Origin of the sequence: Streptomyces sp. WZ-12 (assembly GCF_028898845.1) — a bacterium.
GTDB lineage: Bacteria > Actinomycetota > Actinomycetes > Streptomycetales > Streptomycetaceae > Streptomyces.
Window position 1 is genome coordinate 6,547,619 of record NZ_CP118574.1, and the last position, 12,161, is coordinate 6,559,779.

Annotated in this window: 8 protein-coding genes and 1 tRNA gene; 4 read left to right on the forward strand and 5 right to left on the reverse strand. The window is 70.3% G+C overall.

The window, feature by feature from the left end; genetic code table 11:
• Positions 1-43: 43 nt before the first annotated feature.
• The gene (locus tag PV796_RS28310; protein WP_274916219.1) at positions 44-1,852 is read right to left on the reverse strand and encodes a bifunctional metallophosphatase/5'-nucleotidase; all 1,809 of its coding nucleotides are present in this window, start codon (positions 1,850-1,852) and stop codon (positions 44-46) included.
• Positions 1,853-2,071: 219 nt separating this feature from the next.
• Between PV796_RS28310 and PV796_RS28315 the strand changes: the two genes are divergently transcribed.
• Entirely contained in the window at positions 2,072-2,773 is a 702-nt protein-coding gene (locus PV796_RS28315) for an SIMPL domain-containing protein (protein ID WP_274916220.1), read from the forward strand.
• A gap of 142 nt (positions 2,774-2,915) precedes the next feature.
• Positions 2,916-4,352, forward strand: coding sequence for a pyruvate kinase (gene pyk, locus PV796_RS28320; RefSeq protein ID WP_274916221.1), 1,437 nt, complete (start codon positions 2,916-2,918; stop codon positions 4,350-4,352).
• Between the two features lie 50 nt (positions 4,353-4,402).
• Here pyk and PV796_RS28325 read toward each other — a convergent pair whose 3' ends face one another.
• Both PV796_RS28325 and PV796_RS28330 read right to left on the reverse strand, forming a co-directional pair.
• Entirely contained in the window at positions 4,403-5,191 is a 789-nt protein-coding gene (locus PV796_RS28325) for a helix-turn-helix domain-containing protein (RefSeq protein WP_274916222.1), read from the reverse strand.
• An 85-nt stretch (positions 5,192-5,276) separates the two neighbouring features.
• Positions 5,277-5,359 (reverse strand) — tRNA-Leu (locus PV796_RS28330).
• Between the two features lie 90 nt (positions 5,360-5,449).
• Here PV796_RS28330 and PV796_RS28335 point away from each other — a divergent pair.
• Entirely contained in the window at positions 5,450-6,115 is a 666-nt protein-coding gene (locus PV796_RS28335) for an ANTAR domain-containing response regulator (RefSeq protein ID WP_274916223.1), read from the forward strand.
• 117 nt (positions 6,116-6,232) lie between these two features.
• Here PV796_RS28335 and PV796_RS28340 read toward each other — a convergent pair whose 3' ends face one another.
• The gene (locus tag PV796_RS28340; protein WP_274916224.1) at positions 6,233-6,706 is read right to left on the reverse strand and encodes a PaaI family thioesterase; all 474 of its coding nucleotides are present in this window, start codon (positions 6,704-6,706) and stop codon (positions 6,233-6,235) included.
• Positions 6,707-6,893: 187 nt separating this feature from the next.
• The gene (locus tag PV796_RS28345; protein WP_274916225.1) at positions 6,894-9,191 is read right to left on the reverse strand and encodes an FdhF/YdeP family oxidoreductase; all 2,298 of its coding nucleotides are present in this window, start codon (positions 9,189-9,191) and stop codon (positions 6,894-6,896) included.
• Between the two features lie 223 nt (positions 9,192-9,414).
• Between PV796_RS28345 and polA the strand changes: the two genes are divergently transcribed.
• On the forward strand, positions 9,415-12,132 hold the full coding sequence (gene polA / locus PV796_RS28350; protein WP_274916226.1) for a DNA polymerase I: 2,718 nt from the start codon (positions 9,415-9,417) through the stop codon (positions 12,130-12,132).
• The last annotated feature ends 29 nt before the right edge of the window (positions 12,133-12,161 follow it).

Below are 12,161 nucleotides of genomic sequence, written 5' to 3' on the forward strand. Positions count from 1 at the left end.
GGGGAGAGGGGCGGCCCGCGCAACACACGGCACGGACCCGCGGCTAGAACACCGGCACCCCGTCCCGCGTCAACCGCCACCCCACCCTCGCGAACACCGCCGGATCGATCACCCCGCTCGCCTTCACCCACGCGATGATCAGATTCCGGATCTCCTCCGACGTCTGCCACACCTGCTCCGCAGACGCCACATGCGGGAAGCCACCCCCGCCGCTCGCCCGGTAGTTGTTCACCGCCAGCACGAACCGCGCCGCGTCCGCCACCGGCTTCCCGTCGAACGTCAGCTGCCCGATCCGCTGCCCCACCGGCTTGGCGATATCGATCTCATACGCCACCCCGCTCACCGCGTCGTAGTTGTAATCCGGCGTGTTGTCCGCATTGGTGATCCGCGCCGGATCCACCGGACCGCCCGGCGCCGTCCGCACGTAATAGCGCGCCGAGAACTCCAGGTATTCCCGCAACTGCTTCCCCGTCAACACCCGTGCCTGAAGGGTGTTGTCGAACGGATAGAGCGCCGCCATCGACCGGATCGACACGTCCCCCGCCGGCACCTTCGCCGTCCGCGAGAAGCACGACGCCTGCGACAGCACCGGCAACGCCGCGTGCGCCGACCCCGCCAGCGCCTTGCGCACCGCCTCCGCCTGCACATACGCGATGAAGTCCAGGATCGGGGTGTCCTTCACCGGCGCCTGCTGCGCCGACATCTCCGCCTTCGACTTCCCGATCACCTGGTTCACGTACGCCACCACCTTGCGGTGCTCGGCCCGCAGCAGCGTCGTGATCCGCGGATCCTCCCGCGCCGTGTTGGAGTTGAGCACCCGCGCCCCCACCGAGTCGACCTCCCAGCGGCCCCGGCGCCACTCCACCGCCACGTCGAACAGCGTCAGCCGCTGCCCCCACTTCAGCGGCTCCGACAGCACCACCTCGCGGCCCGTCGCCTCGTTCACCACCCGCCGCTCCGGGATCTCCACATGCGCGTGCCCCACCAGGATCGCGTCGATCCCCGGCACCCGCTCCGCCACCAGCGCCGCCGCGTTCTCCACGTACGGCAGTTGGTCCCCGTACGACGAGGTGCCGCTGGCCCCCGAGTGCGCCGCCACGATCACCACGTCGGCGCCCATCGACCGCAGCCGCGGCACCCACTTCGCGGCCTGCTCGGGAAGGCCCGGGAAGGTCAACTTCCCCTGCACATGGGCCTTGTCCCACAGTGCGATCCCGGGGTTGGTCAGCCCCAGCACCGCCACCCGCACGTCCCGCCCCCGCGGCGTGCGCAGCCGCTTGATCACGTACGGACGGAACGCCGGCCGCAGCGTCCGCGCGTCCAGCGCGTTGGCGCCCAACAGCGGGAAGCGGCAGCTCTCCTCGAACTTCCGCAACACCGGGATCCCGTAGTTGAACTCGTGGTTCCCCAGCGCCGCCGCGTCATAGCCGATGGCGTTCATCGCCCGCGCCATCGGGTGGACCGGCCCCCGCGGACCGGTGATCGGGTCCACCTTCGCGTAGTAGTAGGCCAGTTGCGTGCCCTGGATGGTGTCGCCGGCGTCGATCAGCAGGGTGTTCTGCCGCCCCCGCGCCCGGCGGACGTCGTCCACCAGCGTCGAGATCTTCGCCAACCCCACGTCGTTGTGGTCCGGATCGTCGAACTCCGCATCGGTGGCGTAGTCCCAGTTGAAGACGTTCCCGTGCAGGTCCGTCGTCCCCATGACGGTGAACGCGTAGCGGTCCCGGCGCCGTTCGGCGCCGCCCGGCCCGGCCGGTGCCGCCGACGCGGTGGGCGCTCCCGGCCCCCCGAGCACCACCCCCGCCCCCGCCACCACGGAACCACCCAGGAACTTCCTCCGGTCGAACCCCATCCCAACTCCCCTACAAAGACACGGCACATGCTCCGACGGCGCGGCACGACCCGGGCGTCCGACCCGGGCAACGCGCGTAGATTCTGACGCAGCCACCCCTCGCGCAACACCCCCCACAGGTTGCGATCCGATGACCAACCCCCATCCCGCCCCTGTGCCACCCTGCAACCCCAAGGACCTCACACCACACCCGCCACCGCAGAAGGGCACCCACCACCCATGACCGACCCCACGCCCCCCGCCGCACTGCCCTACGGGACCCCCGACGCCCCGCGCCTCGCCGTCCGCGGCGAGGCCCACCTCGAAGTCGACCCCGAAATCGCCCGCATCACCATCACCGTCAACGCCCGCGGCACCGACCGCAAAACCGCCCTCACCGACCTCACCCGCCGCAACGAACACGCCCTCACCCTCGTCAAGAGCTACGGCCCCGCCGTCGAACACCTGGAGACCGGCAGCTTCACCCTCACCCCCCAACTCACCGAAAAGGGCCGCCACGAACGCGTCCGCGCCTACCAAGGACACGTCACCCTCACCGCCACCCTCAACGACTTCACCGCCCTCGGCGAGCTCACCACCCGCCTCGCCGACCTCGAACTCACCCGCGTCGACGGCCCCTGGTGGGACCTGCGCCCCGACTCGCCCGCCCACCGCACCGCCCGCACCCGGGCCGTCCAGGAGGCCGTCCAGCGCGCCCGCGAATACGCCGAGGCCCTCGGCGCCCGCCTCGACGCCGTCCTCGAAATCGCCGACCTCGGCGCGGACGGCCAACCCCACCAACAGGGCTACGGCTTCGCGGCCGGCGGGGCCGCCCGCAGCGCCTCTTTCGAAGCCGCCCCCGCCCTCGACCTCGAACCCCGCCGGCAGACCGTCCGCGCCGGCGTCAACGCCCGCTTCACCATGACCCGTCCGGTGCTCTGACGCCCCGCGCGAGGCCGCCGGTCCGCTCATCGGAGCGGCCTCGCGCGCATTCCATTACTTGTCAACAGCCCTTCACCGAGCGGTCGTTGAGCAGTCATGTCGCCACAGTTCCCTACCGTCGGGTAGGTCATAGGCTCGAAACATGCGCCGAGCAAAGATCGTCTGCACACTGGGACCCGCCACCGACTCGTACGAGCAGATCAAAGCCCTCGTCGACGCCGGCATGGACATCGCCCGCTTCAATCTCAGCCACGGCACCTACGCCGACCACGAAGCGCGCTTCGACCGGGTCCGCAAAGCCTCCGAAGAGTCCCACCGCAGCGTCGGCATCCTGGCCGACCTTCAAGGCCCGAAGATCCGCCTGGGCCGCTTCCACGAAGGCCCCGTACTTCTCGAACGCGACGACGCGTTCACCATCACCGTCGAGGGCGGCGTCGAGGGCGACCGGCGGATCTGCGGCACCACCTACCCCGGCCTCGCCGCCGACGTCACCCCCGGCGAACGCATCCTCGTCGACGACGGCAAGGTCACCCTCGAAGTCACCGCCGTCGAAGGGCCCCGCGTCCACACCAAGGTCATCGAGGGCGGCATGGTCTCCGACCACAAGGGCCTCAACCTCCCCGGCGTCGCCGTCTCCGTCCCCGCCCTCTCCGGGAAGGACCAGGACGACCTCCGCTGGGCCCTGCGCTACGGCGCCGACGTCATCGCCCTCTCCTTCGTCCGCAGCGGCCGCGACATCCACGACGTCCACCGCATCATGCGCGAGGAGAACCGCTTCCTGCCCGTCATTGCCAAGGTCGAGAAGCCCCAGGCCGTCGAGCACATCGACGACATCGTCGCCGCCTTCGACGGCATCATGGTCGCCCGCGGCGACCTCGGCGTCGAAATGCCCCTGGAGACCGTCCCGATCGTCCAGAAGCGCGCCGTCAAACTCGCCAAGCGCAACGCCAAGCCGGTCATCGTCGCCACCCAGATGCTCGACTCGATGATCGACAACTCCCGCCCCACCAGGGCCGAGGCCAGCGACGTCGCCAACGCCGTCATCGACGGCACCGACGCCGTGATGCTCTCCGGCGAGACCAGCGTCGGCAAATACCCCACCGAGACGGTCCGCACCATGAGCCGCATCGTCGAGGCCGCCGAGGAGGACATCCTCGCCAAGGGACTCCCGCCGCTTACCGAACGCAGCAAGCCCCGCACCCAGGGCGGCGCCGTCGCCCGCGCCGCCGCCGAGATGGGCGACTTCCTCGGCGCCAAGTTCCTCGTCGCCTTCACCCAGTCCGGCGACACCGTCCGCCGTCTCTCCCGCTACCGCTCGCCCATCCCCCTCCTCGCCTTCACCCCCGACCCCGCCACCCGCTCCCAACTCAACCTCACCTGGGGCGTGGAGACCTTCCTCGGCCCCACCGTCAACTCCACCGACGAGATGGTCGCCCAGGTCGACGAACAACTCCTGAAGATCGGCCGCTGCCAGAAGGGCGACCTCGTCATCATCACCGCCGGCTCCCCGCCCGGGGTCCCCGGCTCCACCAACCTCGTCCGCGTCCACCGCATCGGCGAGGCCGACACGCACCAGTAGCTCCACCCGCACCCGAACCCGCTGGGCCGAGGAACTGACTGCCGTCCGCGTCAGTGCTTCGGCCCGATGTGTTGGTCCATGAGCGCCACGGAGGCGCGTTGGGCGACGGAGACGTGGTACGGCTCGCTGCCCCGCCGGGTCACCCTCCACTCGACGCCGACCCGGTCCAACGCCGCCGCGTAAAGCCCGCGGATGTCCGCGGACTTGTTCGTGAAGAAGTACCGGGGGTACTCGTAGCGTTTGCGCTCCCCGCCGACCGTGCGCACCGTCCAGTTGGTGATCCGACAGCCGTCGGAGTGCACGAGGCCGCGGATGAACTCCCAGGGATGCGCGTCCACGATCCGCCGCTGCCACGGCTCCAGTTCGATCCGGCGCTCGTGCTTCTTGCCGGGGCCGTGCTGGGGGAACATGCACCACAAGTGCTTCGAGTAGACCTTCACGTTGTGGCAGCCGGTCCGGCTCACGCGGCACACCGAGTTGTCGGGGAAGACGGTCCGCATCGCCGCCTCGCAGTCGTCCATGAGGCCGGGCCAGTTGTCGTCGCAGGTGATCATCAGGCTCGGTACCCGGTGCGCTGAGCACTGGATGATGTGGCCGTCGCCAAGGTAGAGGGCCAGGAGGTAGGAGTACGCCGCAGGGTCGAGTGCGCAGCCGTCGCAGCGGGGGCACTGCGGTTGGTGCCGCCCCGGGCACTCGCCGCGCTGGGCGCGGTCCCTGTGCCGCCAGTAGCTGACGGTGCCGAGCGGGAGGTTGAGAGCCCGGGCCACGTCGGCGTTCTTCGCGCCCGCGCGGAGCCGGACGATCGCCTGCTGTCGTACTTCGGTGTCGTGAGATCGCATACTGTCACTGTGCGTGATGATGCGCGTGCGCGGGGCGATCCGCGGGGAATTTCACGAGAACGTGAAATTCCAGTTGATCCGTGAGTGCCGGGTGCGGGATTCGAACCCGCAAGCCCTTTCGGGCAGATGTGTTTGAGACATCCGTGTATGCCATTCCACCAACCCGGCCGGCGGCATGAGACACCATACCGTGTGAGTAAGGCTGGTCGCCCCTAGGTAGGCTGCAATGGCACCACCTGCCTGGAACGAGGAGTCCCCTTGAGTGCCGCCGAGCCCCAGCAGCCCGTTGCCGATGGCGACCAGTCGCACGTCCCGCCGTTGACCACGCGCGTCGTGATCGCCGAGGACGAGGCGCTGATCCGCCTCGACCTCAAGGAGATGCTGGAGGAGGAGGGCTACACCGTCGTCGGTGAAGCCGGAGACGGCCAGAAAGCCGTGGAACTGGCCCGCGAGCACCGTCCCGACCTGGTGATCCTGGACGTGAAGATGCCGATCCTGGACGGCATCTCGGCGGCCGAGAAGATCGCCGAGGAGAGCATCGCCCCGGTCCTGATGCTGACCGCGTTCTCGCAGCGCGAACTGGTGGAGCGGGCCCGCGACGCGGGCGCGATGGCCTATCTGGTCAAGCCGTTCAGCAAGAGCGACGTGGTGCCGGCGATCGAGATGGCGGTGAGCCGGTTCACCGAGCTGAAGGCGTTGGAGAAGGAGGTCGTCGACCTCACCCAGCGGCTGGAGACCCGGAAGCTGGTGGACCGGGCGAAGAGCATCCTGCAGACCCAGTACGGGCTGGCGGAGCCGGCCGCCTTCCGATGGATCCAGAAGACGTCGATGGACCGCCGGCTGTCGATGCATCAGGTGGCCGAGGCGGTCATCGAGGACGCGGCGGAGCGCCAGCAGAAGAAGGACCAGGGCAAGGACCAGTAGGCAGCAGGTCCGGCCCGTGGTCCCGGGGCCGGCAGGGGCGTTGGGCGTCCCTGCGCGGCCCGTTGAACGCCGGTGGTGCCCGTGGGGGCGCCACCGGCGTCGTGGTGCGCGGGGTGGTCAGGCGCGGTACATGGCGGGGTCGGCGTCGCGCAGCAGGCAGGTCAGGCGAGCGGTGCAGACCCGCTTGTCCTGCTCGTCGGTGATGACGATCTCGTAGGTGGTGGTGGACCGGCCGCGGTGTACGGGGGTGGCGGTGCCGGTGACGAGTCCGGAGCGGACGCCGCGGTGGTGGGTGCAGTTGAGGTCGACGCCGACGGCCGCCTTGGTGGGGCCGCCGTGCAGCATCGCGCCGACGGAGCCGAGGGTTTCGGCCAGGACGGCGGAGGCGCCGCCGTGCAGCAGCCCGTAGGGCTGGGTGTTGCCCTCGACGGGCATGGTGCCGACGACCCGTTCCGGGGCGGCGTGGGTGACCCGGACGCTCATCCGCTCGCCGAGGTGGCCGGCGGAGAAGAGGGCGGGCAGGTCGACCCCGATGCCGGCCCACTGGTCGAGGATCTCCTGCGGGAAGGTGGTCGTGCTCTGCTCTCCCATGGACTGCTCCGTTTCGCTCGCCCTTGACGGCGCCTGTGGCACGTGGCCTTGACAGCGGTCTTGATCGTGGCCGATCTGCGCCTGTTCCTATCAGGCGGCTGTGCGGGCGCCCGCCGCGGGGTGGCCGTCGTCGGCCGGCGGTCGCCCCGTCGCGACCGCTGGCCAAGGGAGCCCGCTGGCCCGCCCGTCAGCCCTGCTGTGCGGGCTCCAGGCGGACGACGACGGACTTGGCGGCGGGGGTGTTGCTGGTGTCGGCGGTGTGGTCCAGCGGGATCAGGACGTTGGTCTCGGGGTAGTAGGCGGCCGCGCAGCCGCGGGCGGTGGGGTAGTGGACCACGCGGAAGCCGGGGGCGCGGCGTTCGCTGCCGTCGGTCCATTCGCTGACGAGGTCGGCGTATTCGCCGTCGGCGAAGCCGAGTTCGGCCGCGTCGTCGGGGTGGACGAGGACGACGCGGCGGCCGTTCTTGATGCCGCGGTAGCGGTCGTCGAGGCCGTAGATGGTGGTGTTGTACTGGTCGTGGGAGCGCAGGGTCTGGAGGAGGAGCCGGCCTTCGGGGGCGGTGGGGTATTCCACGGGGGCGGCGGTGAAGTTGGCCTTGCCGGTGGCGGTGGGGAAGCTGCGGCTGTCCCGGGGGGCGTGCGGGAGGGTGAAGCCTCCGGGGCGGGCGACCTTGGCGTTGAAGTCCTCGAAGCCGGGGATGACGCGGGCGATGCGGTCCCGGATGGTGGCGTAGTTCCTCTCGAACTCTTCCCAGGGGGTGGGGCTTTGGGGGCCGAGGACGCGGCGGGCGAGGCGGGCGACGATGGCCGGTTCGGACAGCAGGTGGGGGCCGGCGGGTTCGAGGCGGCCGCGGGAGGCGTGGACCATGCCCATGGAGTCCTCGACGGTGACGAACTGGTCGGCGCTCGTCCCGTCCGGGCGGACTTGGCGGTCCCGTTCGGTGCGGCCGAGGGTGGGCAGGATCAGGGCGCGGGCGCCGGTGACCGCGTGGGAGCGGTTGAGTTTGGTGGAGACGTGCACGGTGAGGCGGGCGCGGCGGACGGCGGCTTCGGTGACGTCGGTGTCGGGGGTGGCGGAGACGAAGTTGCCGCCCATGGCGAAGAAGACCTTGGCGTGGCCGTCCCGTAGGGCGCGGATGGCGCGGACGACGTCGTAGCCGTGGTCGCGGGGCGGGGCGAAGCCGAATTCCTTTTCCAGGGCGTCGAGGAAGGCGGGTGCGGGGCGTTCGAAGATGCCCATGGTGCGGTCGCCCTGGACGTTGCTGTGGCCGCGTACGGGGCAGACGCCCGCTCCGGGGCGGCCGATGTTGCCGCGCAGCAGGAGGAAGTTGACGACCTCGGCGATGGTGGGGACGGAGTGTTTGTGTTGGGTCAGGCCCATGGCCCAGCAGACGATGGTGCGCCGGGAGGCGAGGACCATGGCGAGGGCGCGGTCGATCTCGTCCTGGGTGAGTCCGGTGGCGCGCAGGGTCTCGGCGTCGACGGTGGTGTTGGCGAGGGCGGCGAACTCGTCGAAGCCGTGGGTGTGTTCGCGGATGAAGTCCGTGTCGAGGGCGCCTTCGGTGGCCAGGAGGCGGTGGTTGAGGGCGCGGAAGAGGGCCTGGTCGCCGCCGAGGCGGACTTGGAGGAAGAGGTCGGTGAGGGCGGTGCCGCCGCCGGCGAGGCCGCGGGGGGTCTGGGGGTTCTTGAAGCGTTCGAGGCCGGCTTCGGGGAGCGGGTTGATCGAGATGATCTTTGCGCCGCCGGCCTTGGCCTTCTCCAGGGCGCTGAGCATCCGGGGGTGGTTGGTGCCGGGGTTCTGGCCGGCGACGATGATCAGGTCGGCCTTGTAGAGGTCTTCCAGGAGGACGCTGCCCTTGCCGACGCCCAGGGTGGCGGTGAGTGCGGAGCCGGAGGACTCGTGGCACATGTTGGAGCAGTCGGGGAGGTTGTTGGTGCCGAATTCGCGGGCGAAGAGCTGGTAGAGGAAGGCGGCTTCGTTGCTGGTGCGGCCGGAGGTGTAGAAGACGGCCTCGTCGGGGGTGTCGAGGGCGGTGAGTTCCTCGGCGATGAGGTCGAAGGCGCGGTCCCAGGTGAGGGGTTGGTAGTGGTCGGCGCCTTCGGGGAGGTACATGGGGTGGGTGAGGCGGCCTTGTTGGCCGAGCCAGTAGCCGCTGCGGGTGGCGAGGTCGCTGACGGGGTGGGCGGCGAAGAAGTCGGGGGTGACGCGGCGGAGGGTGGCTTCCTCGGCGACGGCCTTGGCGCCGTTCTCGCAGAATTCGGCGGCGTGCCGTTTGTCGTCCTCGGGCCAGGCGCAGCCGGGGCAGTCGAAGCCGTTCTTCTGGTTGACGCGGAGGAGGGTGAGGGCGGTGCGGCGGACGCCCATCTGTTGTTGGGAGATCTTGAGCGCGTTGGTGATGGCGGGGATGCCGACGGCGGAGTGCTGGGGCGCGCCGACCTCGGGCGCGTCCTGGACGGGGTCCGATGTGGGCGGCTTGCCTGCCATGGCGCTCTCCCTGGGGTTGTGTGCCGGACGGGATCGCCGGGCGCGGCGGGTCGTTGCCGTGCACAGGTGAGTGGTGCGGTGTCGATCCTGTCATGGCGGGGGTGCGGGGAGTAAGGCAGCGCGCGCCGGTGGGTGGGGGGCGGCGGTCGGTGCGTTGCCGCCGCGGCGGGGATTGTCAGTGGGCCGTGGCAGGATCGGGGGCGTGGCAGGAAAGGCAGTGAAGATGAGCGAAGCGACCGGCACCGAGGCGGCGGCGGGTGGCCGTCCGCGCCTGCTCCTGATGGACGGGCATTCCATGGCATACCGGGCGTTCTTCGCCCTGCCCGTGGAGAATTTCACCACCGCGACCGGACAACCGACCAATGCGATCTACGGCTTCGCGTCGATGCTCGCGAACACCCTGCGTGACGAGGCCCCCACGCACTTCGCGGTGGCGTTCGACGTCTCCCGCAAGACGTGGCGCTCGGAGGAGTTCCCGGAGTACAAGGCGAACCGCTCCAAGACCCCCGACGAGTTCAAGGGCCAGGTCGAGCTGATCGGCGAGCTGCTGGACGCGATGCACGTCAAGCGCTTCGCGGTGGACGGCTTCGAGGCGGACGACGTGATCGCCACTCTTGCCACACAGGCCACGGCCCTGGGCTTCGAGGTCGCGATCGTCACCGGCGACCGGGACTCCTTCCAGTTGGTCTCCGAGGACGTCACGGTGCTCTACCCGACCAAGGGCGTCTCGGAGCTGACCCGCTTCACCCCGGAGAAGGTCGCCGAGAAGTACGGCCTGACCCCTGCCCAGTACCCGGACTTCGCGGCCCTGCGCGGCGACCCGTCGGACAACCTCCCCGGCATCCCCGGCGTCGGTGAGAAGACGGCCACGAAGTGGATCAACCAGTTCGGTTCGTTCGCGGAGTTGGTCGAGCGCGTCGACGAGGTCAAGGGCAAGGCGGGGCAGAACCTCCGCGATCATCTGGAGTCGGTGAAGCTGAACCGCCGGCTGACCGAGATGGTCCGGGACGTGGAGCTGTCCTGCGGCCCCGCCGAGCTGACCCGCGAGCCCTACGACCGCGAGGCGCTGAAGGTCTTCCTGAACGCCCTGGAGATCCGCAACCAGGGCCTGCGGGACCGCCTGTTGGCGGTGGACCCGGGTTCCGTCGAGAGCGCACAGGAGGCCGAGCCGGCGGCCGGCGTCGAGGTGGACGGCGCGGTGCTGGGCACCGGCGAGCTCGCCCCGTGGCTGGCCGAGCACGGCGCGGGTCCGTTGGGCGTGGCCACCGTCGACGTGTGGTCGTTGGGCAGCGGCAGCGTCGCCGAGGTGGCGTTGGCCACCGGGCACGGTCCGGCCGCGTGGTTCGATCCGGCGCAGTTGGACGAGACGGACGAGCGGGCGTTCGCCGCCTGGAGCGCGGACGCCGAGCGGCCCAAGGTGATGCACAACGCCAAGGGCCTGATGCGGGTCTTCGGCGAGCACGGCTGGCGCATCGAGGGCGTGGCCATGGACACCGCGCTCGCCGCCTATCTGGTCAAGCCCGGTCGCCGTTCCTTCGCGCTGGACGCCCTGTCGATCGAGTACCTGGGCCGTGATCTGGCGCCGGCGGCGGCCGGGGACGGCCAGTTGGCGTTCGGCGTGGACGAGCAGGCCGAGGCGGAGGCGCTGATGGCGCAGGCCCGCACGGTCCTCGATCTGGGGACGGCGTTCGGGACGAAGCTGGCGGAGGTCGGCGCGGCCGATCTGTTGCGCGAGGTGGAGCTGCCGACCAGCGAGTTGCTGGCCCGTATGGAGCGGGCCGGGATCGCCGCCGACCGGGGCTGGCTGGAGCGGATGGAGCAGCAGTTCGCCGGCGCCGTGCAGCAGGCGGTGAAGGAGGCGCACGCCGCGGCCGGTCATGAGTTCAACCTCGGCTCGCCCAAGCAGCTCCAGGAGGTGCTGTTCGGGGAGTTGGGCCTGCCCAAGACCAAGAAGACCAAGACCGGTTACACCACCGATGCCGATGCGCTGGCGTGGCTGGCGTCGGGGACCGACAACGAGCTCCCGGTGATCATGCTGCGCCACCGGGAGCAGGCCAAGCTGCGGACCACGGTCGAGGGCCTGATCAAGGCGATCGCCACGGACGGCCGGATCCACACCACCTTCAACCAGACCGTGGCCGCCACGGGCCGGTTGTCGTCCACCGACCCCAATCTGCAGAACATCCCGGTGCGGACGGACGAGGGCCGGGCGATCCGCCGCGGCTTCGTCGTCGGCGAGGGCTTTGAGACGCTGCTGACGGCCGACTACAGCCAGATCGAGCTGCGGGTGATGGCCCATCTCTCCGAGGACGAGGGCCTGATCGAGGCGTTCACCTCCGGTGAGGACCTGCACACCACGGTCGCCTCGCAGGTCTTCTCGGTCGCCAAAGACGAGGTCGACCCGGAGATGCGCCGCAAGATCAAGGCGATGTCGTACGGGCTGGCCTACGGGCTGTCGGCGTTCGGGCTCTCCCAGCAGTTGGGCATCCAGCCGGACGAGGCCCGCAAGTTGATGGACACCTTCTTCGAGCGGTTCGGCGGGGTGCGGGACTACCTCCAGCGCGTCGTGGAGGAGGCCCGGGCGACCGGGTACACCGAGACGATCCTGGGGCGCCGCCGCTATCTGCCCGACCTCAACAGCGACAACCGCCAGCGCCGCGAGATGGCCGAGCGGATGGCGCTGAACGCCCCGATCCAGGGCACCGCCGCGGACATCGTCAAGATCGCGATGCTGCGGGTCGATGCGGCGCTGCGGGCGGCGGAGCTGTCCTCGCGGATGCTGCTCCAGGTCCACGACGAAATCGTGGTCGAGGTGGCTCCGGGCGAGTGCGCCCGGGTCGAGGAGCTGGTCCGCAAGGAGATGGCCGCGGCCGTCGAGCTCCGCGCCCCGCTGGACGTCTCGGTCGGTCACGGCACGGACTGGGAGTCGGCGGCGCACTGACGGCTGGCCCGGGGGCGCGCGGGGTCGGC